The organism is Massilia aurea (genome assembly GCF_024753205.1).
Taxonomy (GTDB): domain Bacteria; phylum Pseudomonadota; class Gammaproteobacteria; order Burkholderiales; family Burkholderiaceae_D; genus Telluria; species Telluria aurea.
This window is the reverse complement of sequence record NZ_JANUGZ010000004.1, coordinates 147905-171651: the sequence shown is the minus strand read 5'-3', so window position 1 is coordinate 171651 and position 23747 is coordinate 147905. Positions and strand designations below refer to the sequence as shown.

Genomic DNA, 23747 nt, shown 5'->3' with positions numbered 1-23747 from the left:
TTGAAGAATGTCGTGTTGAAAAAAGGCGCGGTGGCGGCCTTACACCGGCTTGGCCACCATCAGCCAGAAAATGACGATGAACGCCGCAAATGCCGGCACGCCCAGCGTCACCCAGATTCTGAAATAGCGCCAGTACAGCGCTGGCAATTCGGTAGCGTCGCGCGCTGCGGCGCACGCCAGGTCGCGCATCCGGATTTGCAGCCAGACCACCGGCAGCCAGCAGGCGCCGGCCAGCACGTACAGCATGATCGACCACATGATCCACTTGCTGTGCAGTGGATAGCCGGCCAGGTAGATCATGTAGAAGCCGGTCAGCGGCTGCAGCACGGCCGTGGTGGCGGTGAACAGCCAGTCGGCGATGACCACGTATTTCGAGACCACCGCGATGGCGCGCACGTCGCGGCTCACGTTCGCAAACAGCATGTACCAGGCCGACCCGATGCCGGTGCCAAACAGCAGCGTCGACGAGACGATGTGCAGCCATTTGAGCACCAGGTAATCCATCATTTGTCCTCGAGGTGGTACAGCAGCCAGATGGCCGCCAGCAGCGGCAGGTTCTTGATCAACGGCCCGAACGGATGGACCAGAAATTCCGGCAGCTTCAGTGCAATCACGACGCTGTACACACCGATCAGGCCAAATTGCGCCACCCACAGCCAGCGGCGCCGCGGCAGGAACAGCGTGCCCAGTCCCAGCAGAAGATCCAGGCCCGCCGCGCCGTACAGCGCGGGCAGTTGCAGCTCCGGCGGTACGCCCGCCTGCGCCAGCAGCGCGAGGCTGTCCTCGATCGGGAACAGGCCGAGCGAAACGATCGCCGTGATGATCCAGACCGCGGCAATGGCGTAGCGCAGGACCGGCAGCAGCCAGCCAAGTTTGGCGCGCGCGCGCTCGCACTCGGCGTCCTGGATGAAGGCACTCACGGGCCGTGGCGGATGGCCGATCAGGTTAGCCGTGAGTGTCGCGTCGGCGCTGTTGTCGTGATCGAGCATCTTCAGCGCGTCGCGATCCAGCAGCGAACCTGGCAGCAGCCCCGCGACGCCGGCCGCGAACCTGGCCACCGGCCCGGGCAAGTGCAGCACCGGCTGGCGGCCCATCGCCATCGCACGGCGCAGCGTGGCCAGGTACTCGGTGAAGGGCATCGCCTGCGGCCCTACCAGCGGCACGCGCATCGTCGCGCCGCCGTCGGGCGCCATCGGCAGCCGGTGCTTGAACAGGCCGATGATGGCCGCTACCAGGTCGTCGATGTGGATCGGCTGCACCAGCTGCGGCTTGCTGCCGAAGCGCAGCGTGAACGGCATGCTGGCCAGTGTGCGCATGGCGCGCGCGCTGGCGCCGTCGCGGCCATACACGAGCGATGGCTGGACGATGTAGGAGCGCAGTGGCAGCGATGCGAGGTAGTCGTCGGCTTCGCGCTTGGACACGTGATACGGCGTGGTGCCCTCGCGATCGGCGCCCAGCGCGGACAGCTGGACCACCATCTGCACGTCATGCGATTCGGCGCAGGCCGCAAACAGGGCGCGCGGCGTTTCCTTGTGCAGGCGGACAAACGTCTGTCGCCCGCTCTCGCGAAAAATGCCGACCGTGTTGATCACGGCGTCGATTCCCGAGAGGCGCGACAGCCAGGTTGATTTATTGTTATCGTTAGTGAAATCAGCATGGATATAGCTGAGGCGCGGGTCGTCGCTCGTTTCGGGATGACGCACCGCACAGACGACGTGGTGGCCTTCGGTCAGCAACGCTTGCAACAAGTGTTGCCCAACAAACCCGCTTGCACCCGTCAGCAAAATCCGCATCCGATGTTCCCTTTACGCGATCGAAAAGAGGATTGTATGAAATATACGGTAATACAGCGCGCACTCGTCTCCGGTGCGGCCTCGAGTATTGTCTCGACGGTCGCCATGGCGCTGGTCGCAAAGAAAGATACTGGCAGCCCTTATGCCGCAACCAATGCTGTCAGTCACTATGTGCACGGCCGCAAAGCCAGCTACCGCGACCGCTTCTCGCTGCGCTACACGGTGCCTGGCCTGTTGATTCACCATGCCAGCGCCACGGTCTGGGCCCTGGTGTTCGAGCGTGTCATGGGCGGCGTGCTCGATCAGAAGAACCCGTCGGCCGTCCTGGCCTCGGCAGCGGCAACGTCGGCCTTTGCCGCCTTCACCGACCACAAGCTGACGCCCCGTCCATTGCAGCCGGGGTACCAGAAGCGCTTGTCGAACAAGTCGCTGGGTGTGGTCTATACGTCGATTGCCGTCGGCATGGCCCTGGGCTCGATGTTCTTGCGGCGTAATCAGCCGCCGAAGTGATGGTGTGTTAGTGGTGCGGCCTGGCTGTCGCCAGCCGCCGGGTGGCCTGCGCCGGTGGCGTGTCGCCCAGTGGCAGCAAGCCGGCGCCGCGCGCCAGGGCCCGTACCAGCGTGGCCTCGCCCAGGCGCAGGCCGTGGCCGCGAAGTTGCGGCAATGAGCGCACCGGCTCCGGTGTGATCTCGATGGCGGCGCGTACCAGCAAACGCTGGAGCGGCCGCAGGGGCGCCGGCAGGATCGGCGCCTCACCCATGATCCGAATGAAATCGGCCAGGATGACCGACCCTTCCAGGCCGGGCGCAATGCTGGCCAGCGTGCCTTCCCACTCGCTCCACGAGCGCGGCGCACCCGTCGCGCCATACAAGCGCGCCGCAGGCTGCGCCTCCGCGAACGCCGCATCCTTCTCCAGCGCCGACAAACGGCGCGCGTAACGATGAAACGCCTCGGTAAAGCCGAAGGTGGCCGTGGCCTGGACCCAGTCGAGCAGGCGCGGATCGTTCGCGTGGTAGGGCACGCCGTCCGGCGTGGTGCCCTGCACGTGGCGGTGGATGCGCACCACGTTCGCGATCAGTTGTTCGGCCGCCGAGCGGGGGCCATACACCGTCATCATCGCGGCAAAGCCGGTGCGGCGCAGACGCAGGCCCGGGTCGCGCCGAAAGCTGCTGTGCTCCCAGACGCCGGTGCGCACTGACGGTTCGGCCAGTTCAAGCAGCACCGCCGTCACCCCGCCAATGAACAGCGCGACCGGGTTGGCGAACACCTGCCAGGTGATGCCGCCGGCCGGCGCGAGCGCCGGTTCGCCGGCCGGCTGGCTGAAGTCGAACGCCATGCCGGCCGGTGGTTGCATCAATGCCCGCAGCTGCGCCAGCACGTCAGCCTTTCTTGCCCCGCATGCGCTGCACCAGCGTCACGACAGCGACGATGATTGCGCCCACGAGCACGCCGACGAGCGCGTCGACCAGAGTCGGGACCAGGAACGCCAGCACGCCACCGATGGCCGGTACGTCAGCCACGCCGGCGGCCATGTTTTGCGCGAAGTGGTGTACGGCAGGGATGGCGTGGGCGATGATGCCGCCGCCGACCATGAACATGGCGGCGGTACCGACCACCGACAGCACCTTCATCAGGCGCGGCGCGAACGCCAGCAAGCCCTTGCCCAGGCCGCGCGCGGCGCCGTTCTGGCTTTTGCTCAGGTACAGACCCGCATCGTCCATCTTCACGATGGCGCCCACTAGGCCGTACACGCCGATCGTCATCAGGATGGCGATCGCCACCAGTACGGCCACCTGCTGGCCGAAGGCCACGCCCACCAGCGTGCCCAGCGAGATCACGATGATCTCGGCCGACAGGATGAAGTCGGTGCGCACGGCGCCCTTGATCTTTTCCTTTTCCAGCGCGACCAGATCGACCTCGGTATTGGCCACCGCCGCCACGTGCGCGGCCTTGTGCTGCGCATCTTCCTCAGGGCTGTGCAGGAATTTGTGCGCGAGCTTTTCGGCGCCCTCGAAGCACAGGAAGGCGCCGCCGATCATCAGCAGCGGCGTGATGAGCCACGGCAGAAACACCGAGATGGCCAGTGCGGCCGGTACCAGGATCGCCTTGTTGACGAACGAGCCCTTGGCCACGGCCCAGACCACGGGCAGTTCGCGGTCGGCGCGCACGCCCGTGACTTGCTGCGCATTGAGCGCCAGGTCGTCGCCCAGGACGCCGGCGGTTTTCTTGGCGGCGACCTTGCTCATCACGGCAACGTCGTCGAGGACGGCGGCAATATCGTCCAATAGGGTCAGTAAACTTGCTCCAGCCATGGGTCGTGCTCCTTCAAAATTAAGTTGCAATGATAGTAACCGAGGCGCCGTAAAGTACCTACACGGTTCAGCGCCGGTTTTTGCGTTTCAACCCCGCCAATCTGCATCTCGTCGCTTTTGCCGCGCGCGTCGGATGCGCTGTACGTATTGTTCATGCTGAAGGTTGCGGTGCTGCAGCCTCGTCCCCCATCAAGAAGGAGATCCCATGAACACCGATTCGATCCAGGCCGCCGCTCCCGTTCGCCGTGTCCGTCCTCCCAAGCGCAAGACCCGCATCACCATCTATCTCGACGACGAAGTCCTCAACGAATTTCGCACTCTGTCCGAGCGTTGTGGTACCGGATACCAGACCCTGATCAACGCCGCGCTGCGCAACCGTTTGAACGGCTCGAACATCGAAACTGGCGTCGCATAAGGCTTCCTTGCAGATTTCCCTCCTGGCGCGGCATTGCACTTGGCAATATTTATGCTAATCTTCCCGCTCTTTTAACCCCGGAGGGATTTATGAAAAAAGGCGAACTGATCGCAGAATTCGCGAAGCGTACCGAGATGTCCGGTGCTGCCGCTGGCGTGGCCGTGAACACGATCATCGAGATCATCACCGAGCGCCTCAAAAAAGGCGACACGGTCGGCATCACCGGCTTTGGCACCTTCTCGGTGACGAAGCGCGCTGCACGCAAGGGCCGCAATCCTGCCACCGGCGAAGTGATCAAGATCGCGGCGTCGAAGAGCCCGCGTTTCTCGGCTGGCGCGACCCTGAAGGCATCGGTCAACCCGACCAAAAAGAAGTAAGCACCATCCCACGGCCTTGTGCCGCGGCCCCTGTGCGGGTCGCGCGCGCGAGGCTGATGCAGTAACGTCCCGTCGTCCACCCTCCCCGCTGTTCCCCATTTTCTAGCCGCCACCATGAGCTTCGCCACCTGGATCGCCTTCGTCATCGCCGGTTCCCTGATCGCCATTTCGCCCGGTTCCGGCGCGGTGCTGTCGATGTCGCACGGTCTGGCCTATGGCCTCAAGAAAGCCAGCGCCACGGTGCTGGGCCTGCAACTGGGCCTGATACTGGTGTTGATCATCGCCGGCGCCGGTGTCGGCTCGCTGCTGCTGGCATCCTCGGTTGCCTTCACGATCGTCAAGGTGGTCGGCGCGCTGTACCTGATCTACCTGGGCGTGAGCCAGTGGCGCGCCGCGCCTGCGCCCGGCCCCGCCGCATCGACCGTCGGCCTGGAAGCGCACCCGCCGTTCGGCCGCCGCGTGCTGACGGGCTTTTTGACCAACACCACCAACCCGAAGGGCATCATCTTCATGGTCGCGGTGCTGCCCCAGTTCATCTCGAAAGACGCCCCGCTGCTCACGCAACTGGCGATCCTTGGCGTGACGATGGTCGTCATCGATTCGGTCGTCATGCACTGCTACGCCGCGCTGGCCGCCTCGATGCAGCGCTATATGCGCGATCCGCGCCACATGAAACTGCAGAACCGCGTGTTCGGCGGCGTGCTGGTGGTGATTGGCTCGATGCTGTTTTTCGTCAAGCGTCATCCGGGCTGACACGCCGGTCTGCCGGCAGATGCAACTGTTTGTAAGCCGCGTTGCCCGGTCAGCGGCCGCGCGTTGTAATGCGTTTGTACCTTTCCGTCTGCGTTCCCCTCCGGAGCACCACCATGACCCCTCGTTTCGCCCCGACCGCCGCATTGCTCGTACTGGCGGCGTTTTCCACGTCCGTGCCCGCGCAAACGGTGCTGCAGACTGACGCGCTCGAACAGGGCCAGGCAGAGCTTCAGGATGACACGCAACTGGCCGAGGCTCCGGGCCGGGCCGGACGCATCTCGCTGGTCCAGGGCAAGGTCGACATCGGTGGCGACGTCGGCGCCGAATCGTCCCCGGCGCAACTGAACTGGCCAATCACGTCGCGCAACTTGATCTCCACCGCACCCGGTGCGCGCACCGAGCTGCGGATTGGCTCCACCGCCATCCGGCTCGATGGCGACAGCTCGCTCGAAGTCACGGAACTGGACGACGACAGCCTGCGCCTGCGCCTGCATTACGGCAGCGTCAGCGTGCGCGTGCTGAACGTCGACGTCGTGCCCGAATTCGAACTGCGCACGGCGCAAGCCACCGTGCGCCTGACACAGCCGGGACGCCTGCGCGTGGACGCCGAGCGTGAGCGCGATACGAGCCTCGTGAGCGTGCTCGATGGCGAAGCGCAGGTCGACGGCGCCGGCGCCAGCCTGACCGTGCGCGGCGGGCGCGCGGCCCAGGTGCGCGATGAGGACGTGCGCACGCTGCAGGCGCAGCGCGACAACTTCGACGACTGGTCGCTCACGCGCGACCAGGCCCTGGTGGCGGCGCAATCCTCGCGCCATATCGGCACCGAGATGACCGGCTACGAAGAACTCGACCGCTACGGCAGCTGGAGCACGAGTTCGGACTACGGCAGCCTGTGGACCCCGCAGGTAGCCGCCGACTGGACGCCCTACCGCGACGGCAGCTGGACCTTCATCGCCCCGTGGGGCTGGACCTGGGTCGACAATGCGCCGTGGGGTTACGCGCCCTTCCACTACGGACGCTGGGTGCAGGTGCGCAATCGCTGGGCCTGGGCACCGGGGCGTCCCGAGCGGCGCCCGGTGTGGTCGCCGGCGCTGGTGGGCTGGGTCGGCGGCAGCAACTGGAATGTGGGCTTCCAGTCGCACAACCTGGCGGCGCATGGCTGGTATCCACTCAGTCCGTATGACCGTTATGTGCCGGGCTATCGCCTGTCGGGCGAGCGCCTGCGCCGCCTGAACGACTGGCGCCACGCTACCCGCCGCGAGCAACAGCAGCCAGGTCGCTACAACGGCCTGACCGTCGTGCCGCGCGAGCAGTTCGGGGGGCGCGGTCCGGTGATCGTCCCGCGCGCGCCGCGCCCGAACCGTCCGGAGCAGCTGGTGTCCGGCACGCCGGGCAGCGCGCCGCCGCCACCGCTGGTGGCGCGCCCCGGCTGGAACCGCGACCGGCGCGACCTGCTCGATCGCGCGAATGTCGGGCGCGCCGGCGTCGAGCGCCCTGGCCTCGAGCGCCCAGTCTTTGAGCGCCCCGGGCTTGACCGCATACAGTTCGAGCAACAGGCGCGTGAACGCGGCGAGCAGGAACGGCTCACGCGCGAACGCAATTACGGCGAGCGACTGGCGCGCGAGCGCATGGAGGGCCAGGAGCGGGCGCTGCGCGAACAGGGCGAACGTGAACGCATGGGGCGCGAGTTCGAGAACCGTAATCAGATGGACCGCATGCGGTTCCAGGTCGAGCGCAACGACCGGGAGCGGTTCGGGCGCGAGCGCATGCGCGAGCAGGCCGAACGCATTCAGCGGCAACCGGTCATGTCGACCAATGCACCGGTGTTTGCGCGGCCGGAGTCACGGCCAGAGTCACGGCCAGATTCGCGGCCAGATTCGCGGCCAGAATCTCGCCCGGATCCGCGTCCCCAGCCGCGTCCCGAGCCTGGTCCGATGTTGAACGCGCCGCAGCGACCCGCCGCGCCGCCGCAGATGGTGGCCCCGCCAGCGCCGCGCCCGCAGCCATCGGCGCCCGCCTTCACGCCGGCGCAGCGCAACAATGACCAGCGCGCCAACACCGACGCGCGCGGCGTGTCGCGCGTGGAGCGCTGACCGGTACCGGCGGTTTTCAGCCCACCCTCAGGGCGAAACCGCCGGTATTGGCTACAATGCGCTTTTGCACAGGATTACAGCCATGGACCCCAAAGATTCCCTCATCGAATACCCGAGCGACTTTCCGATCAAGGTGATGGGCGCGAGCCACATCGACTTCGCCCCGACCATCGTGGCGCTGGTGACCCAGCTCGACCCGACCTTCGACGAGAGCAAGCTGGAAACCCGGCCGTCGGCCAAGGGCAACTACACGGGCCTGACCGTGACCATCCGCGCGACCAGCCGCGAAATGCTCGACGAGGTGTACCGCACGCTGTCGACGCATCCGATGGTCAAGATGGTCCTGTAACGGCGTTCGCCCAGATGTCAGCGACCTCCCCCCTGATTCGTGACCTCGGCCAGGCCGACTACGAGCCCACCTTCGCCGCGATGCGCGCCTTCACCGATGCGCGCACGCCCGAGTCGCGCGATGAGCTGTGGATCGTCGAGCATCCGCCCGTATTCACGCTGGGCCTGGGCGCCGACCGCGAGCACGTGCTGGCCCCGCACGACATTCCGGTGATCCAGACCGACCGTGGCGGCGAAGTGACCTTCCATGGGCCGGGCCAGGTCGTGATCTATCTGCTGATGGACTTGCGCCGCAACAAGCCGGGCGGCAAGCTGTACGCGCGCCAGTTTGTGGAAAAAATCGAACAGGCGGTGATCGATGTGTTAGGGGCGTATAATCTTGGCGGTGAGCGCGTTGCCGGTGCACCCGGCATCTATATCACAGACGGTCCGCGCAAAGGCGCCAAGATCGCGGCGCTGGGCCTGAAAGTACGCGGCAATGGTTGCACCTACCATGGCGTATCGCTGAACGTGGCGATGGACCTGGCCCCGTTCACCTGGATCAATCCGTGCGGTTACTCCGGACTGGTCACAGTCGATATGCGCACGATGGGCGTCGAGGCGCCGCTGCACGATGTACAGCGGGCGCTGGCCCAGGCCCTGGTCGATCAGCTGGCACCCGAGGGCGTCCAGCCAGACCTGAACAAACCAACTGACAGCCCCGCGAGGGCAACGAGCCTATGACTTCCGAAATCGATACCGGCGTCGCCGCCGCAGCCGCCTACAACGCCAGCGAAAAGCAAAAAGGCGCCAGCAAGACCTCGCGCATCCCGATCAAGATCGTGCCGATCGCCGAGATGGAGCGCCTGAAAAAGCCCGACTGGATCCGCGTCAAGGCGGCCACCGCCTCGTCGCGCTTCTACGAAATCAAGGACATCCTGCGCGCCAACAATCTGGTGACCGTGTGCGAAGAAGCGAGCTGCCCGAACATCGGCGAATGCTTCGGCAAGGGCACCGCGACGTTCATGATCATGGGCGACAAGTGCACCCGCCGCTGCCCGTTCTGCGACGTCGGCCACGGCCGTCCGGACCCGCTCGACATCAACGAGCCGGCCAACCTGGCCAAGACGATTGCCGCGCTGCGCCTGTCGTACGTCGTGATCACGTCGGTCGACCGCGACGACCTGCGTGACGGCGGCGCCGGCCACTTCGTCGAGTGCATCCAGAAAACGCGTGCCTCGAGCCCGGGCACCAAGATCGAAGTGCTGGTCCCCGACTTCCGCGGCCGCCTCGAAAAAGCGCTGAACATCTTCGCCGACGGCCTGCCCGACGTCATGAACCACAACCTCGAAACCGTGCCGCGCCTGTACAAGGAAGCCCGTCCGGGCGCCGACTACACGCACTCGCTGGTGCTGCTGCGCGACTTCAAAAAGATGTACCCGAGCGCGGTCACCAAGTCGGGCATCATGGTCGGCCTGGGCGAGACCGATGAAGAAATCCTGCAAGTCATGCAGGACATGCGCGATCACGACATCGACATGCTGACCATCGGCCAGTACCTGGCGCCGACCAATTCGCACCTGCCGGTGCGCCGCTACGTGCACCCGGACGTCTTCAAGATGTTCGAGCAAAAAGCCTACGAAATGGGCTTCGTACACGCGGCTGTCGGTGCGATGGTGCGTTCGTCGTATCACGCCGACCAGCAGGCGCACAACGCGGGCGTGGCGGCGTAACACCCACTGCAGCGCGGACACACGAAGGGACGGTGCTGCCGTCCCTTTTTGCCGTCTGTCGTTGCAAGGAATGTTCCCGGTATAGCAGATCTAGAATTGCTAGCTATGATCGATGCGTCGGAGCTCCCTAGTCTTTTGCAACGACTTGACGCTGTAACCGAAGTGCCAGTCGTAGCCCTTCGAAGCTAACCTTCTACAACCATCTGTGGGTCATTTCAGCACTTACCCCCGTTGGCGCGCCTCCAATAACGGAGGAGATGAGGTTCAAAGGCAACAAATACGAATAATCGTGAGGCGTTCTTAACGGCCATGACACTTCTTATACTTTGCACCGCTGCTACATGGACAGGGATCGTTTCGCCCCGGGTTTTTGGTCTGTACAGGAAGGGAGATCGTTTTCCGCTGTTTTAGGCCCACCGCCCGAGTGGGTTGAGCCATTCGCGCAGCATCTTCGTAAATGGCCGCGGTTGCTTCCGTTCGTTCTGTTGGTGTGTGAACGGCAAAAGCATGCGCTCGGTGATAGGTTCCATCGGCACTAACCTCCACCACGACGCCAATGACGTGAAAGGCCTTGAAAGCCAACGCAGCTGCGCTGGCCTTGTCATTCACCTTGGTCCAGTCAATTTCATGGTCGTGTCGTTGAAGCCAAATGAAGAGCGGCTTACCGTCCCCGGAAAGAATAAAGTAGCGGGCGGGGTGTGGGTTCAGGGTTTGGCGAAGGTCATGCAACATTTTGGCAAGATCACGCCTGCCTTCTGCTCCCAAGTCTCGGATATGGCTTTCAGCTGAAAGCCATCCATGTGCTCGGGTGGTGTCTAGCGCACCAAGCAGCTTCAGTACCTCGTCCGGGAAGTGCTGGGTCGGAAATGACCTGCTTTCCCAGTCTTCACCTTCGAAAGCCCTGTCTACAATGTCGCTCATGCGATTCCAGATGAGCAAACTCACTTTGCCGTCCTTCAGTTGGTCAGCAATGTCTTGATCGAAACGGTTCTTTTCCAAGTACGCGCCTAAGTGGTCGAATTCATCGAATAGATGAGCCCGGCGCATCCCCGCTACGGCCTGCCGGACCTCCATGTAGTGAGCAAACTCACCAGGCGTCGGCAGGAGACGCTGTAGCACAAATAGTTCGTCAATGGAAAGAGAAACAAAGGCATGCCTTCCAAGTAGCGGTCCGACCTGCGGTAGCTCCTTGCAGTACGTAGAAAACGGCGAGAATGATTCGACTGTCAGCCCAATCGGAATCATCACGCGGTAGTCGCTGCAGCGAATACGGGCGCATTCTTCGTACTTGCCGTCGACTAAGTGATAGAGGGGTACTTCGCCGGCTGAATCCAGATAATTGAAGAAGCGCTCACATTGCTTGTACGCCTTGAGTACCAGGTCCTGTACGGACTGGGCGTGGCGACCAAAATCAAGTGCTGGTGATGCAATGGTGGCGGCTGCACCGGCCTTCGCTTCAACCAGGAACAGCACGTCATCGATCAGGATAAGCGTGTCATTCTCGGACCACTGTCTGCTGACGGGGTCATTGTAATAGACCTCCTGTAAAACCGTGGCGCCGGGGAGTTGGGCCGCCATAATATCGGCAAAGGAAGCTTCGCTCATCGTCTTCTGCCGATGTTCAAAGGTTTTTTTGTAGTCCGGTTTTCGTTGAAGAAGATTGTAGAGAAGCGCACGATAACCAGCATCGCGCGTGAAGCACGGATCGACGGCATAGTAATCCGAGCCGAGCTGGATTAGCGGTTTCTTCCGGGCGGGCAGTGTCTGATAGGGCGTTCCCGCAAAATCGCCTGTAGTGAAAAATTCGGTTTCTTCGCCTCGTCGGTACGCTAGGTCAGCCAACAGAGCCGACGGGAGCTTCGTGTGACGACTTACGTTGGCAATGCCTCCCCGAAACACGTCATCCATCGCTCGACCTGCTGCTTTCGCTTGTGCAGAATTAGCACCAGCCCACATCTTTAAGGCCTCTTCCAGAGGCTCATCTTGTACCGAAGCGAAGGCGCGTGCCGCCTCAAACTGCTCCATCATCACTGTGATGGCGTTGGCATGCCCAGAACGGGTGGCGTCGGCCATGGCTTGGAAACCTTCAGCGATATTCGCAGCACTGACCCCGTACACCTCATTTAGGACATCGTCGTGAGGCGCTAGGACATAGCGATAGAACTCGCCTTCCAAGACTTGGTAGCGGTTTCCGCGTAGCGTGACCCAAGTAGATTTCGCGCGGAATTCAATGTCGGCCGTGTTGGTACCAAAGACTCCATCTTTCGTATCGGCGGACGTGGCCATAGCAAAAAACATGGCCTGCTCTCGCAGTTTTCGCCCAAGTGCAAAAAGCTCGGCGCACTGAGCTTCGTCGAATTTCAGTTCCACAGGGGAGACATCTGACGCGAGAACCGCGTGCACGTACTCAAGAAGGAACTGGCTTTCATTGATCAGATCATCCGGGCCGTCCGCGTTATGTTGCTTATGAGTGACGCCTTGGTCTGCCATCGCTTTCATCATGTGCTGAGCATAGATGTAGCCGATCAGATCATGTGGAGGCATGGCGACAATTAGCTCGCGCATGCGGGTAGCAGTGGCTTTCATCTCCTTCAACAAAGAAACTGCGGCCTCTTTACGGTTTTTTTCGTCCATGGCCTCTGGCGTCTACTATTACGAAGTCTCGGTCCGTACAGAGACGGTTTAAGATTATGGAATGAATTAATAGCAGTGTAACTGAGGTGGAGAGCGGTTGGCATCTGCTGACATAAAATCGCTTTAGTGACTCCACTTGTGCGCCTGTATAAAATGACTTCTCGAATACAGATTAATTTAAGTCTGTCGCAATAAATACTGGGGAACATTAGGTGCTGCTGTCACGCGAAAAAAAGAACTACCTCGAAGACCGGGCGCTTCTTGCGTTCGGCGGCTCGTCTGAGCCGTTTGAATCGGGAAACGGGTTTAGGATCAATCACGGCCGAGGCCAGGTTGCGGCCATCTATTGGAGCACAAACCTCCCGCATAATGACGTCGAGATCGCCGTGTGCGACAGCCGTCTGACGACGGAGTACGACCTTCGCACCGTCACACGCTGGATTGACCGCGAGCAGCGCTTAGCTGCGCGCGAGTGCAATATTCACAAACACGGCAGTGAGTGGCCAATCCTCGGCTTTTCATACAACGGGGCGCTTGAGTTCCTGGCCAGGCTCGCGCCCCTAAGGAAGGGCATGCTCGCCAAGGATCTGTTGCAAGAGCTTCGCCAGACCTATGCAGACAGCCGTGACGATACAGCCGAAAGGCTTCGTCTTGAGCTGGCTGGGTTGCGGCCGACCGTAAAAAAAGCGGTGATCGATTTGGTCAAGGCGGCAGGGATTGACGTTTCTTGCTGGTACGTCAAGAAGGATGGGACGCGTTCGGAGAAGCCGCGGAGTAACCCAGCATATTGTTTCAACTGGTCCTTCGGGGGCGAAAACGAGCCGCTCCTTGCATGCCTCTGGCATGGGTCGATGAAGATTGATAACGATCGCATCATCTTCGACGACAACCTGCGCGATGCTGCTGCCGAGCTTCAGGCGATTGCGGATGCCACTGGCGAGACCGACGAAATCAGAAACCGCGCCCGCGCGCAGGCGCGTCGTGCGCGTGCCGTTGATGCCGTCTTCGCCGAAGCTCACGCTACTGCCGCGTCAATGCGCGTAATAGTCAACGAAGGCCTGCGCCGGTCTGCCGATATGCTCGGAAAAAAATCATCGAAGGTCGAGCTGCGTATCCTTGATGCAGCGAGCTGGCGCGTACAGGACTACAACCTCGCAACTGGCCGACTGCGGCTGGTTAGGGATATCGCCGCCGCCAACTCTATTTTGCCGGCCCTCATTCCTACAACGCCCGTACCTGTGTTTGTCGACCAGTACACAATTGGTACCGATCAAGTTCGCCGCAAGGAGGTTACCGGTCTCGCGTATGAACGAAGCCGGGCCATCCGCGACGCCGTGCTGGCGCGCGCCTCCGGTGTGTGCGAGCTCTGTGGGAAACGAGGATTCCAGACGGCGGCTGGCACCGTTTTCCTTGAAACTCACCACGTTGTGCCGCTGAGCGAAAACGGGACGGATCGGGTCGAAAACGTTGTCGCCATATGCCCTAATGACCACCGTGAAGCGCATTACGGAAGAGATGCGGGGCTGATCAAGGAGCAGCTCCTAGCCATTCTCTGCGAGCTCTACGCCCCAGAAGAAGCAGTCTGAGGCATGACGTCGTGACCGATCTGACCCGGCCCAGCTGCACTCCTGGTGTGATCATCAATGAACAACCGTAATGGTGCCTGCCGCGTTTTGGCTTGAAAGTGAGAAGAACCCTAATGAGCCGAGTTGTCCCATTTCAACGAGTAGGCGCAATCTCAAATTCTCATGTAGGCGCTGCTTTCGAGAAATGTGCTCTCGCATGCTTTGCAGGTCTTGGCGTCCCGTTAGAACGGTGCCACCGCGTTTCGCTTGGCGTTAGTACATTAAAGAAAATGCACGCCTTTGACCTCGGATGCGGGCAGCAGAAGATCATTGTCGAATGCAAATCGCATCGTTGGACGGTGGGCACAAATGTACCGAGTGCCAAACTCACTGTCTGGAACGAAGCGATGTACTACTTTCAACTAGCACCGCGTGAGTATCGTAAAATCATGTTTTTTTTGAAAGCCTCCTGTAGGCGCCGCGGAATTACGCTTGCTACCTACTATTTGAATACCTATCCACACCTGATTCCAGATGACGTCGAGTTCTGGGAGTTCGACGAAGACCATCTTGTCGCAATCAGGCTGAGGTAGGCACTCAGTCGGTAGGCCGCACATCGACAACGGCGGGGTGTAGACCTTAGAAGTGAAAGAGTATGAGCTCAAGGTAATGGCACTAGGAACGAAACGCATTCACGGTTAAGTTGATGGTTTGGACGATAAGGTGGAGAAGGAGTAATTATGGATGTCTTATTTTTCCTCAAGGACCGCACCAGGCTCATTCGTCAGTACTATGAGCTTGCAGCACTGCCATTCGCCGAGATCATGAGCAAGATCGAAGCAGAAAAAGAACCTTACGTTCCTCCATACAGCGAAGATGGGGAGCCACCTTTTATCAGCGAATGGATCGATGCGAGTGAGTTACTGGAAGTTACGGGACGCTGCTGTATCTCAATGCTATCGGCTTCGCTGCAGCTCTACTTCAAGACTTGGGAGCGGGAGCTCGGGCTGAGTTGCGGAAAGGATTTTCATGCCGCATTCAGGAAGGACGGCTTGGTAGGAGGTTATCAAGCCTGCCTGGCTGAACGAGTGGGGATTGATTGGGCGAGCTGCCCGGCTGACCTCATTATCATCGAACAGGTGGTACTCGCGCGCAACCGTGACCAGCACCCGGAAAGTATCACAATGTTGCGGGTGGCCCATGCTGAGGAGGATAGGCGACGCCATCCGCAACCGTTTTTTATGAGTGAGCGCGAAGCCGAATTGTTTGAAGACGGCAACGGACCGAACCTGTTCATGTCGCCGTCGCTTCACGTATCGCGTGAAAAGCTTATCGCAGCAATTGAGCAGGTTGAGTGCCTCTGCCAATGGCTTGAAGAAAAAATGCTTGACACCAAGTATACGCGGCGCACGCGCCGCGATTAATTCGGAGGAATCGTGCTCCAAATCGCTACTGGAAAGTTATTCACCAGAGCGGCTAGCAGGGAAAATCTTCTTCGCGGCATGCTCTATACCAATGCCATATTCGTTGGGAAGGATGCTATCCAAACAGCTGCGGGGCGACTGTTACCGTCAACGAGCTACTCGATACGTCCCACGACTGTGGTCTATGAGCTTACAGAACACATTGAGGGCGAAGAGCACGGGCCAGGCGTACTCGTTTCCTCAACCGTGGATCCTTATATCCAGGACTACTCGGCGGTGGCGTCCTTTGCGCTCAATTGTACCTGCACACCTGATGTCGACTTGGCCCGACGACTGACAAATGGCCAGCGAGGGTTGGCTACGGGAGTCGCCCCGCAGACCCTCGTTCGCAGATTTTTCGATGAGACGATTTGGTGTAAGCCGGACGAGCTGACGTTTCTAGAAGCTTTTGTCGCTAAGCTCATAGGATTGCCGCGAATTACCTTTCTTGGCGTGATGCGTGTAATCCGGACTTATGTAAACGGAATGCATCGCATTACTGATGATCTTGAGCTTGCCTACACGTTGCTCGTCGCCTCTGTGGAGTCGCTTGCGCAGGACTTCGACGCCCACCAGAGTGATTGGAATTCACTCGATGAACAGAAGCGTAATGCCATCGATATTGCTTTGTCGGGGGCGGACGAAACCGTTTCGCAACGTGTAAGAGAAGCGCTGCTCAGTGTTGAACACGTCGCGCTCGCGCGCCGCTTCCGAGAGTTCACGGCTGCCCATACCACAGCCGCATACTTTCGTCAGACTTCTGGCGAGGCCAGCGGCCTCCTCCTGGGAAGATCTGATCTCGAAGAGACGCTCCGTATGGCTTATCAATCGCGGTCTAAATACGTACACCAGCTTCAGCGTCTGCCGGATGCGGTAACCCTCGGGCATAACCATGGCGAGATTGCAGTTGAAGGTCGTACCACGCATCTAACGCTTCAGGGACTGTCACGTTTGATGCGAAGCGTCATTATTGAATTCGTCATGCGCCAGCCTTCTGTCGAACGTGAACACTACAATTACCGTCTAGAGCGAAGCGGAGTTGTTCAAATACGCATGGCTCCGGAATACTGGGTTGGGGGTGCACAAGGTGATCTTACGACGCAGGGGCGCGACAAACTGGAAGGCTTTCTTGAACAACTCGCGTCTTGTCTGCTTAAGGAGCCTGATGCAGTTCTCACAGACATGCGTCCTGTGCTTACCGCTGCAATCGGGTTCATTCCGAAAATAGAAAAGCGTCTGAGACGGCCGTATTTAGCTTTGCATGCGTTGTTCAACCTCTGTGTGGCCGATCAGGTTGCGACCCCTGCAGGGATCGTAACGTTAATTCAAGCGGAGCTTGACGAGCCCTCCTCGGAAGCGCTGATTGCCTATGCTCTGTTTACCCAGACCGTGCCCTGGGTATTGGAAGTCCATCGATCAACCTTACAAAACTACTTGCGTCGGCGTTCTGCTGCGAATGGTCTCAGATTTCCGCGGCTCTTCGAGGCTGCGCTTGCTTTGGAGTTGGCCGAACGGCTTCGAGACGCCGGCGATATGGAAGGGTGTCGCAGCATCGTAGCGCTAGCAGTCGAGAACCATCCTGGTTGCCTCCGGCTGTTAGAGTTCGAGGCGAATTTTCAGCCAACGGTTTCAATCACATGGCGCGACGTTCTGTTGCCGCCCGTAGAGCAGCTCCAACAGTAACGCCGAAACATGTCTAGACTTTCCGTTCTCATTTTGGTACAAGTTCTTGATCAGCGGCGTCCCGTGACTGCTGATTAATAATTCCTTCTCCTTGGCTACTGTTCGTGAACATTAGCGTAACAGCCTAGCCCGCCAGTTTGGCAAGTCCTCGACGATACTACGGTACCAGTCAGGCGCATGATCGAAGTCCTTTAAAAGTATGTTCTGCCTGACCGCACCGTCATACCAAGCTTGCGTTATCCTCGCGGAGAATGTCGCGCACGAGAGCACCCTGCGCGCGACAGTCGGCCAGAATACCTATCTGATGCGCAGCGCTGTCGTCGGCGAACCAAGAAAATCTAAGAAGCAACTGCTTGCGGAGATTGAGGAAGATCGGATGCCGCCGCCAATGATGGGCGACTCGGTCGAGCGAGCCTGGGCCGAGGCGATCGCGCACTTCGTTGATAACAAGGTGGCCAGCGCCAAAAAGCCTGGTTACGCCGCTCACGACGAGCACTGGCTGGTCATCTACGATAACTGGCCAGCGCCAGCCCTCCAGCGCCAACTGGCGCTTTCGCTCTGCAAGAGCGTTTGAACGGGAGCCGCCATTCGGCGCCTTCACAAGAATCTTTATCTTGGACGAGCGCGTGCTAGTCGACTTGGGCCGCGATCGCGCACTCCTGCACTGCGTGAACCACTGCCGGCGGCTGTAGCCTGCCGGGGCGGCCGCCTTGTCAGTAAGTGGGGGCGGAAAGCGAAAAGGGCCGTTATCGGCCCCAAGAGCGGATATTCAAAACTTAAGGGCGATACTGTAATACCACTGGGCACGACGCCGAACAGCTGACCTATTCTTACCGACGGCGCATGTTTCCTCTTTGGCACACGAGATGAGCGCGGACTTCCGGCTATCTTAATATCGCGGCAACCTGATACGTGGGCCGGTGTACTGGAGTCCACCAGACCCATCGCCCAACCCGACTAGCTCGCGGAGCAGCTATTTGCCCATGCAAGGCATCGGCTGTGCTGACCATTCAAGTCGACGCTACGTGATTGCGTATGCACTAGTCCTGATGCTGTGCAGATACGGGCAATGCGGATTCCCAGCGACGTATGCAAGCGATGCACTGCGCTGGTCTTTTTCCTCGCCTTCGCGCTGCGTGGTCGCTGCTCGACCTCCGTGAGGTCGGCTTCGTACGCGACCGGACAGCGTGTCTTGTACTCGATGATGACATCGTGGGTGTCGAAATTACCGCGCTTTGCATATTCGTCAACGAGGGCCTTGAGCTTCTTGTGGCACTTCATGATGCCTCCTTTGGATTTAACTCCAAACGTTCGTAAAGTTGCTTGTTGTCGTCGGTCTTGACGTGCTTTTTCGCCAGGTTGGCAGCCATTACTGCCTTGCTGAACTGCCGGCCGAATACGGTCGGGCTGAACGAATCTTTAGCGGACAGAACCTGCCACTCCTCTCGCGAGAAGAGACGGCGATTGCCAGCTGAATCAGCGTTGAGAGAAAACACAGTGCCGGCTGGTAACGCAGTGCATCGCTCGATGGCCTTCGCAACGTCAGCGTCATAGGTGATCGGTGCCGCTGGCGCCGTCGCCAAGGGTTGCCGCAGCCCCAAGGGACTCTTCTCCCACGCGTCAATTAAGACGGTTTTTACCGGGATGTTCGTGCGCAGTGATTCGGCACAAGCTGCATGGAGGATATAGGGTGGAATTTCATCAAGAGAAAACATAGGGCTCCTTAGGCCAAATAAAACGTGTCACGACATGGTACCAAAGTCCGTATGGTATGTAAACAGACCATTGAACGAATCATGACGTCCACTGCTAAAGCGCCCAAGGATGCTGATCACACTCACAATTGCTCCAGAAGCAACAACTACGTATACTCAGCCTTTCCAACCGTCCGCTATCCGCTTAGAGCATTCGTCGGTAGATCGCGCTCTTGTGTCGTAAACATAAACTTCTACAACGTCGCGAAGCGTTTGTGGCGACCTTTATTCGCACGCGGCTTGGCGAGTTTGTCCCTATTCGTGGAAGAGCTCTTGTCGTTTCTTCTTCAGGGAGGACGGCCGCCATTTCCCAGACCGTTAGGCTTGCCCGAGCAGCCACTGCCATCTACACTGCGCCGTGACGATCGTCCCGCTCAGCGCGACACGGATCAAACCTAATCGGCCAAAGAAAGTTGCGCACGCCCATGCTCCTTCAAACAAATTCTGGCAAACGAAAACATGTTCATCTACTGTCTGAGCTGATCAAGAAATCGGAGGTGTCGATCCTGTGCTCCGGATGGATCAAACTTCCCGGACTGGAAGATTTGCTGCCGTCAATTGACTCAGCCCTCGCCAATGGTGCCATCATCACGGTGTATTCCAACCTAAAGGAAACCCTAGAAGGCGTAGCGCCAGCGCTGGCCTCCCGCACAGGGCTGACGCACCGCATGGTGGGGTCCCGCAGCCGTGCGCTGCATACCAAAATCTACTACTTCGAAAGCGGCGATAAATACACGGCCGTGATCGGCTCCGCGAATATCACGAAGGGAGGCTTGAGCGCCAATGAGGAACTGTCCGTAACGATGTGGGGGACGCGCGGCGATTCCCTCTTCCTCGATCTGCAACAGTACCTGACCACTCTCGCAGCCTTGAAGTTTGCCTGAAATTTGGCGCGCCACCGCGAGCCTGCATGCATGCATGCATGCATGCGTGCCTGTGTCTGCAGTCTTAAAGAGGGATGACAGTCTGCTTTGGGTCGGGCCCGGTCCTTCGTGACACTCTGCGATTTTTCGGCCTTGGCAACCTGCTATGCTGAGCTCAACGGCCGGGTTCGGCCAAATGCAGCCGTTCGAGTTGTCGGCCCGACCGGTCGCAAGGAGGTGGGTGCCGCCCATAATGCCCAAGTTATGAGGCGAAAGCGGCCTCTCAACGAAGGCTATGCCCTTGAGCGATAGGTATACAGCACTAACCTTCACCCTCGAACCGGCGAGTTCGAAACGAAGAATCGGAGCTTCTTTGGACAGCTATACATAGGTTATGTCAACATGAAACTGATCCCAACCGCCTTGCTCTTACCAGTCATGTACGAGCGAATATCACGGATATTTCCAGATAAGCCATGGTTAAAGGTTGTGCGAAAGTACGAGGAGGCACAGCGAGGCTTTTCGCTAAGAACCGGGCAACTGGAGGTGGAAAACTGGTTCGCCTTTGGGCTTACGCGATGGGACCGTCAGGAGTGCATAGTCGACTCCGGTGCCAATTGGATAGGGATTGTCGAAGCGATCTTGCTCGCCAATCGCATTGCAGCGTGGTGTGAAAAGCTGAGGGGTGGCCTACCTGGCCCACATGGCCTTGAAAGGAGATTTGAAGGGGCCTTGAAGAATCCCGCGGACATGCGAGCCCTTCATTTTGAGCTTTATGTCGCCGAGATACTTCTGAAAAAACAGTGCCAGATCCACTGGCCGGAAAGTGCCAGTGACGATGGGACCTTTGACCTGTTGGTGACTCCGTTACAAGGACTCCCTACGTTCGAGCTGGAATGCAAGTCGTTTGCCGGTGATAAAGGCGCGCGGGTCACCCTGTATGACGGCCAGCGACTGCTAGAGGTGTGTATGAAGTCCTCAGACATGTTCTCATACATCCCTGCTCGTCCGGGGGAAGCAAACATTCTCAGCATCAACGTTTCCAGAGCCATTCCAACCGACGAGCGCAAGCTTGTGAATTTAGTAGGACAGATTGTTGACGTTCTTGATGATCGGTCAAATGGCGTTTTTGACGGATTTGAGATCGTGCGCTCGAGCATTACTGTACCTTCGGATCTGGCAAATGAAGATGCATGCTTCGATGCAGCCTCCAGCCTTCCCGGAGCGACCTTAGCATTCATCAGCCCAAAAGAGTCAGCGCAAGGGTGGAGAGGGCTCCGCATTGCATGGACTGGGGAGTTCACGTTGTGGGATAAGGCTGAGGACGTCGCAAAGGATGCGATTGATCGTCAGCTTACCAAGCGGCGTCCCGGTGCTTTAGCACTCCAGTTCATGAATGACTCCTCCGCTTCTGTCATTGAGGCAAATAACCCTGGTAATCCGTTCGCGGGCCTCTGCGAAATGCTGTTTGAGCGAGAAAAAGGCCTTGCTATGGTGGTCTTCTCGGGACCCATTGAGGTGAAACCTGTACCCGTGCCTATCCCTTTTCGGCATGATTTGCTCCTATCCGAGAACTGTAAATTTGCTACGTTCGTCAGCAGTCGGCAAGAGCATCGCGGTTGGAAAGGTTGCAAGCTTTTCGCCTGAGTAACTTCGAAGTAGTGATTGTTCGCAACGCTTAGAATGAAATGTTATCGTAACGCTCATGTAGCATGGAAAGGTGGGGCGTAGCTCCGCCGTTAGTCTCAAGAACTGCTAACTCTTGTCTCGTTTTGTTCTGACTAAAATTGGGGATAAGTGACCGTTTTGTCTCATTAACTGCTGATAGTTCACAGTGGCGGCGTAACACCCACTGCAGCGCGGACACATGAAGGGACGGCGCTGCCGTCCCTTTTTGCCGTCTGTCTCCCGGACGTTGCATCCGCCGCCGCCGCGATATAGTGACACCATCGAACTTCAGCACTGCGCCATGACCGACTTCCAAGACTCTTCTCCATCCGACCTCACCGACGACGCCGTGCTCGAGCGCGAACTTGACCTGGCCGCGCGCGGCATCGAACTGGTCAAACTGGAAGGCCGCGTGTTCCTGCGCTTCTCGGGCACGGTGCGCTACGAAGGCTTGCAGGTGCCGTACCGCCTGGTGCCGTCGCGCGGCGTGCTGGCCAAGCCGAGCAAGTGGCGCAAGCTGGACGCAGCCGGGCGGCGCGCGCTGATCGAAGAGCGCACCGGTGACGCCGACCTCGCGCGCCTGCACCAGGACGCCGAGGAATTCGTGCGCGATCTGGCAGACGACGCCGACGACGCCGGCTACGACCCGATGCTGTTTCTCGATGTGCTGGACGAACTGCAAACGTCCGAGCCGGCCGAGTATGTGTTCCAGCGGATTTCGCAGCGGCTGACCCACGCGATCGAGCGCGACGCCGAAGAGCGGCACGCGGCGCGCACCAAGGAAAGCATCAACCTGGCCGAGTACCCGCGCTCGTTCGACGTCGCCAGCCGCATGGGCCGCAAGTTCATCGCGCTCTTGGGCCCCACCAACTCGGGCAAGACGCACCGCGCGATGGAAGCGCTGGCCAAGGCGCCGAGCGGCGTGTACCTGGCGCCGCTGCGCCTGCTGGCGCTGGAAAACTACGAGCGCCTGCAGGCTGCGCGCCCGCATGGCGAAGCGATCAAGGTCAGCCTGATCACGGGCGAGGAACGGCGCCTGGTGGAGGGCGCGACGCACGTCGCCAGCACCGTCGAAATGCTCGACTCGAAAACGCCGATCGACGTGGCCGTGATCGACGAGATCCAGATGCTGGCCGACCGCGACCGCGGCGCCGCCTGGACTGCCGCCGTGTGCGGCGCGCCGGCGGCGGTCGTGTACCTGGTCGGCGCACCCGAAGCGCGCCGTGCGATCGAGGCGCTGGCCGAGCGGCTCGATGTGCCGCTCGAGGTGCATGTGCTCAAGCGGATGGGCCCTCTGGAGATGGAACCGATGGCCGTGCGCAAGCTGTCGAACCTGCGCCGCGGCGACGCCGTGATCGCGTTCTCGCGTCGCGAGGTGCTCAAGTGGCGTGACATGATCACCGACAAGGGGCTGTCGGTGGCCACCGTCTACGGCAACCTGTCGCCCGAGGTGCGCCGCGCGCAGGCCGAGCGTTTCCGCGACGGCCAAGCCGACATCGTGGTCGGCACCGATGCGCTGGCGATGGGGCTGAACATGCCGATCGCGCGCATCGTGATGACGACCACGGTCAAGTACAACGGCGTCGAGGAAGAAGAAATCTCCGCTGCGCTGGCCAAGCAGATCGCGGGCCGGGCAGGGCGCTACGGCGTGCACGACGAAGGCTTCGTGGTCGGCTATGACGACGAGACGCACCAGGTCATGCGTTCACTGATGAAGGAAAAAATCCCGGCGGTGGCAACGAGCGGCTTCGCGGTCGCGCCGTCGCTCGAGCAGCTGCACCGCATTTCGTCGGTGACGGGCGAGACGTCGCTGGTCAAGCTGCTCAAGCGGTTTGTCCACAATATCGATGTGCCGGACGGTTTTTTCTACCCGCGCATCACCGAAGACCAGAATGAGCGCGCCGAGTGGCTCGATACACTGCCGCTGTCAGTGGCCGACAAGTTCATGCTCTCCCTGGTGCCGATCTCGAGCCGCGTGCCGGCGCTGCAGAAGGCGTGGGAACACTGGTGCCTGTCGCTGGCCAAGAAAATCGTCGTCAAGCTGCACGGCCACAGCAATCCGCAGCAGCTGTTCTACATGAACCTGCAAGAGGTCGAGGACCAGTGCCGCGTGTATTCGGCCTATGCGTGGCTGGGATACCGGGCGCCGGACTACTTCCCGAGCATCGCGCTGGCGCAGGAGCTGGCGCGCGAGGCGTCCGAACGCATCGATGCACTGCTGCAGCAGCAGAACGCGGCGGCCCGGCAGCGGCATGGTGGGAAGAGTAGCGGCAAGGGTGGCAAGCACCATGAGGGGCGGCGCCGCTGACGCCGG

23 protein-coding genes are annotated in these 23747 nt (G+C 60.1%); 15 read left to right on the top strand and 8 right to left on the bottom strand.

All coding sequences use genetic code 11. The features are described 5' to 3' along the window. Nucleotides 1–39 precede the first annotated feature (39 nt). Together NX775_RS15850 and NX775_RS15845 are read right to left on the bottom strand one after the other, a co-directional pair. Nucleotides 40–504, bottom strand: a complete 465-nt coding sequence (locus tag NX775_RS15850) for a DUF2269 family protein (protein WP_258837399.1) — start codon at nt 502–504, stop codon at nt 40–42. After that, nucleotides 504–1793, bottom strand: coding sequence for an SDR family oxidoreductase (locus NX775_RS15845; protein ID WP_258836891.1), 1290 nt, complete (start codon nt 1791–1793; stop codon nt 504–506). Before NX775_RS15845 ends, NX775_RS15850 begins: the two co-directional genes overlap by 1 nt. A 36-nt stretch (nt 1794–1829) precedes the next feature. Between NX775_RS15845 and NX775_RS15840 the strand changes: the two genes are divergently transcribed. Further along, on the top strand, nt 1830–2303 hold the full coding sequence (locus tag NX775_RS15840; protein WP_258836890.1) for a hypothetical protein: 474 nt from the start codon (nt 1830–1832) through the stop codon (nt 2301–2303). Between the two features lie 7 nt (nt 2304–2310). Here NX775_RS15840 and NX775_RS15835 read toward each other — a convergent pair whose 3' ends face one another. From NX775_RS15835 to NX775_RS15825, 3 genes are read right to left on the bottom strand one after another with little or no spacing between them, the layout of a single operon-like run. Continuing rightward, nucleotides 2311–3171 carry an oxygenase MpaB family protein gene (locus tag NX775_RS15835; protein WP_258836889.1) on the bottom strand — a complete coding sequence of 287 codons (861 nt, stop codon included), beginning with the start codon at nt 3169–3171 and terminating at the stop codon, nt 2311–2313. 1 nt (nt 3172) lies between these two features. Further along, on the bottom strand, nt 3173–4105 hold the full coding sequence (locus NX775_RS15830; RefSeq protein WP_258836888.1) for a DUF808 domain-containing protein: 933 nt from the start codon (nt 4103–4105) through the stop codon (nt 3173–3175). Beyond that, nucleotides 4084–4260 carry a hypothetical protein gene (locus NX775_RS15825; RefSeq protein WP_258836887.1) on the bottom strand — a complete coding sequence of 59 codons (177 nt, stop codon included), beginning with the start codon at nt 4258–4260 and terminating at the stop codon, nt 4084–4086. Before NX775_RS15825 ends, NX775_RS15830 begins: the two co-directional genes overlap by 22 nt. Before the next feature lie 50 nt (nt 4261–4310). Between NX775_RS15825 and NX775_RS15820 the strand changes: the two genes are divergently transcribed. The 7 genes from NX775_RS15820 to lipA all read left to right on the top strand — a co-directional run bounded on the left by NX775_RS15820 (nt 4311) and on the right by lipA (nt 9803). After that, the gene (locus NX775_RS15820; RefSeq protein ID WP_258836886.1) at nt 4311–4520 is read left to right on the top strand and encodes a BrnA antitoxin family protein; all 210 of its coding nucleotides are present in this window, start codon (nt 4311–4313) and stop codon (nt 4518–4520) included. 89 nt (nt 4521–4609) lie between these two features. Then, nucleotides 4610–4897: an HU family DNA-binding protein gene (locus tag NX775_RS15815; protein ID WP_183554962.1), complete on the top strand. Its 288-nt coding sequence runs from the start codon at nt 4610–4612 to the stop codon at nt 4895–4897. A gap of 114 nt (nt 4898–5011) precedes the next feature. Next, the gene (locus tag NX775_RS15810) at nt 5012–5650 is read left to right on the top strand and encodes a LysE family transporter (RefSeq protein ID WP_183554964.1); all 639 of its coding nucleotides are present in this window, start codon (nt 5012–5014) and stop codon (nt 5648–5650) included. Between the two features lie 113 nt (nt 5651–5763). Beyond that, nucleotides 5764–7743 (top strand): DUF6600 domain-containing protein, encoded by a 1980-nt coding sequence (locus tag NX775_RS15805; RefSeq protein ID WP_258836885.1) that lies wholly within the window; start codon nt 5764–5766, stop codon nt 7741–7743. A gap of 82 nt (nt 7744–7825) precedes the next feature. Continuing rightward, entirely contained in the window at nt 7826–8092 is a 267-nt protein-coding gene (locus NX775_RS15800; protein ID WP_183554968.1) for a DUF493 family protein, read from the top strand. A gap of 14 nt (nt 8093–8106) precedes the next feature. Continuing rightward, nucleotides 8107–8814: a lipoyl(octanoyl) transferase LipB gene (gene lipB, locus NX775_RS15795; protein WP_258836884.1), complete on the top strand. Its 708-nt coding sequence runs from the start codon at nt 8107–8109 to the stop codon at nt 8812–8814. After that, nucleotides 8811–9803 carry a lipoyl synthase gene (gene lipA, locus NX775_RS15790; protein ID WP_258836883.1) on the top strand — a complete coding sequence of 331 codons (993 nt, stop codon included), beginning with the start codon at nt 8811–8813 and terminating at the stop codon, nt 9801–9803. The genes lipB and lipA overlap by 4 nt, the downstream gene beginning before the upstream one ends. A gap of 300 nt (nt 9804–10103) precedes the next feature. On the opposite strand, the gene NX775_RS15785 is transcribed toward lipA, so the two are convergent. After that, complete coding sequence (locus tag NX775_RS15785; protein ID WP_258836882.1) at nt 10104–12437, bottom strand: YecA family protein; 2334 nt, start codon at nt 12435–12437, stop codon at nt 10104–10106. 212 nt (nt 12438–12649) lie between these two features. On the opposite strand from NX775_RS15785, the gene NX775_RS15780 reads away from it, so the two are divergent. The 4 genes from NX775_RS15780 (at nt 12650) to NX775_RS15765 (ending at nt 17722) form a co-directional block, all read left to right on the top strand. Beyond that, nucleotides 12650–14023 carry an HNH endonuclease gene (locus tag NX775_RS15780; protein ID WP_258836881.1) on the top strand — a complete coding sequence of 458 codons (1374 nt, stop codon included), beginning with the start codon at nt 12650–12652 and terminating at the stop codon, nt 14021–14023. A gap of 719 nt (nt 14024–14742) precedes the next feature. Next, a complete protein-coding gene (locus NX775_RS15775; protein ID WP_258836880.1) occupies nt 14743–15426 on the top strand; it encodes a hypothetical protein in 684 nt (227 codons plus the stop codon). Nucleotides 15427–15438: 12 nt separating this feature from the next. Then, nucleotides 15439–17148 carry a hypothetical protein gene (locus tag NX775_RS15770; RefSeq protein ID WP_258836879.1) on the top strand — a complete coding sequence of 570 codons (1710 nt, stop codon included), beginning with the start codon at nt 15439–15441 and terminating at the stop codon, nt 17146–17148. Nucleotides 17149–17347: 199 nt separating this feature from the next. Beyond that, entirely contained in the window at nt 17348–17722 is a 375-nt protein-coding gene (locus NX775_RS15765; protein ID WP_258836878.1) for a hypothetical protein, read from the top strand. Nucleotides 17723–18105: 383 nt separating this feature from the next. Here the strand turns inward: NX775_RS15765 and NX775_RS15760 are convergent, their stop codons facing one another. Then, nucleotides 18106–18429 carry a hypothetical protein gene (locus tag NX775_RS15760; protein WP_258836877.1) on the bottom strand — a complete coding sequence of 108 codons (324 nt, stop codon included), beginning with the start codon at nt 18427–18429 and terminating at the stop codon, nt 18106–18108. Further along, nucleotides 18426–18863, bottom strand: coding sequence for a hypothetical protein (locus NX775_RS15755; RefSeq protein WP_258836876.1), 438 nt, complete (start codon nt 18861–18863; stop codon nt 18426–18428). Before NX775_RS15755 ends, NX775_RS15760 begins: the two co-directional genes overlap by 4 nt. Nucleotides 18864–19327: 464 nt before the next feature. Between NX775_RS15755 and NX775_RS15750 the strand changes: the two genes are divergently transcribed. The 3 genes from NX775_RS15750 to NX775_RS15740 all read left to right on the top strand — a co-directional run bounded on the left by NX775_RS15750 (nt 19328) and on the right by NX775_RS15740 (nt 23741). Then, nucleotides 19328–19786: a phospholipase D-like domain-containing protein gene (locus NX775_RS15750; RefSeq protein ID WP_258836875.1), complete on the top strand. Its 459-nt coding sequence runs from the start codon at nt 19328–19330 to the stop codon at nt 19784–19786. 381 nt (nt 19787–20167) lie between these two features. Then, on the top strand, nt 20168–21412 hold the full coding sequence (locus tag NX775_RS15745; RefSeq protein WP_258836874.1) for a hypothetical protein: 1245 nt from the start codon (nt 20168–20170) through the stop codon (nt 21410–21412). Between the two features lie 322 nt (nt 21413–21734). Further along, a complete protein-coding gene (locus NX775_RS15740; protein ID WP_258836873.1) occupies nt 21735–23741 on the top strand; it encodes a helicase-related protein in 2007 nt (668 codons plus the stop codon). The last annotated feature ends 6 nt before the right edge of the window (nt 23742–23747 follow it).

What these genes read in the sequence shown, in the direction of transcription:
- NX775_RS15845 (WP_258836891.1), bottom strand. Translation starts at nt 1,793, where the DNA reads ATGCGGATTTTGCTGACGGGTGCAAGCGGGTTTGTTGGGCAACACTTG.
- NX775_RS15800 (WP_183554968.1), top strand. Translation starts at nt 7,826, where the DNA reads ATGGACCCCAAAGATTCCCTCATCGAATACCCGAGCGACTTTCCGATC.
- NX775_RS15820 (WP_258836886.1), top strand. Translation starts at nt 4,311, where the DNA reads ATGAACACCGATTCGATCCAGGCCGCCGCTCCCGTTCGCCGTGTCCGT.
- NX775_RS15830 (WP_258836888.1), bottom strand. Translation starts at nt 4,105, where the DNA reads ATGGCTGGAGCAAGTTTACTGACCCTATTGGACGATATTGCCGCCGTC.
- NX775_RS15815 (WP_183554962.1), top strand. Translation starts at nt 4,610, where the DNA reads ATGAAAAAAGGCGAACTGATCGCAGAATTCGCGAAGCGTACCGAGATG.
- lipA (WP_258836883.1), top strand. Translation starts at nt 8,811, where the DNA reads ATGACTTCCGAAATCGATACCGGCGTCGCCGCCGCAGCCGCCTACAAC.
- NX775_RS15825 (WP_258836887.1), bottom strand. Translation starts at nt 4,260, where the DNA reads ATGAACAATACGTACAGCGCATCCGACGCGCGCGGCAAAAGCGACGAG.
- NX775_RS15745 (WP_258836874.1), top strand. Translation starts at nt 20,168, where the DNA reads ATGAAACTGATCCCAACCGCCTTGCTCTTACCAGTCATGTACGAGCGA.
- NX775_RS15760 (WP_258836877.1), bottom strand. Translation starts at nt 18,429, where the DNA reads ATGAAGTGCCACAAGAAGCTCAAGGCCCTCGTTGACGAATATGCAAAG.
- NX775_RS15850 (WP_258837399.1), bottom strand. Translation starts at nt 504, where the DNA reads ATGGATTACCTGGTGCTCAAATGGCTGCACATCGTCTCGTCGACGCTG.
- NX775_RS15840 (WP_258836890.1), top strand. Translation starts at nt 1,830, where the DNA reads ATGAAATATACGGTAATACAGCGCGCACTCGTCTCCGGTGCGGCCTCG.
- NX775_RS15775 (WP_258836880.1), top strand. Translation starts at nt 14,743, where the DNA reads ATGGATGTCTTATTTTTCCTCAAGGACCGCACCAGGCTCATTCGTCAG.
- NX775_RS15750 (WP_258836875.1), top strand. Translation starts at nt 19,328, where the DNA reads ATGCTCCTTCAAACAAATTCTGGCAAACGAAAACATGTTCATCTACTG.
- NX775_RS15805 (WP_258836885.1), top strand. Translation starts at nt 5,764, where the DNA reads ATGACCCCTCGTTTCGCCCCGACCGCCGCATTGCTCGTACTGGCGGCG.
- lipB (WP_258836884.1), top strand. Translation starts at nt 8,107, where the DNA reads ATGTCAGCGACCTCCCCCCTGATTCGTGACCTCGGCCAGGCCGACTAC.
- NX775_RS15755 (WP_258836876.1), bottom strand. Translation starts at nt 18,863, where the DNA reads ATGTTTTCTCTTGATGAAATTCCACCCTATATCCTCCATGCAGCTTGT.
- NX775_RS15810 (WP_183554964.1), top strand. Translation starts at nt 5,012, where the DNA reads ATGAGCTTCGCCACCTGGATCGCCTTCGTCATCGCCGGTTCCCTGATC.
- NX775_RS15740 (WP_258836873.1), top strand. Translation starts at nt 21,735, where the DNA reads ATGACCGACTTCCAAGACTCTTCTCCATCCGACCTCACCGACGACGCC.
- NX775_RS15785 (WP_258836882.1), bottom strand. Translation starts at nt 12,437, where the DNA reads ATGGACGAAAAAAACCGTAAAGAGGCCGCAGTTTCTTTGTTGAAGGAG.
- NX775_RS15765 (WP_258836878.1), top strand. Translation starts at nt 17,348, where the DNA reads ATGTTCTGCCTGACCGCACCGTCATACCAAGCTTGCGTTATCCTCGCG.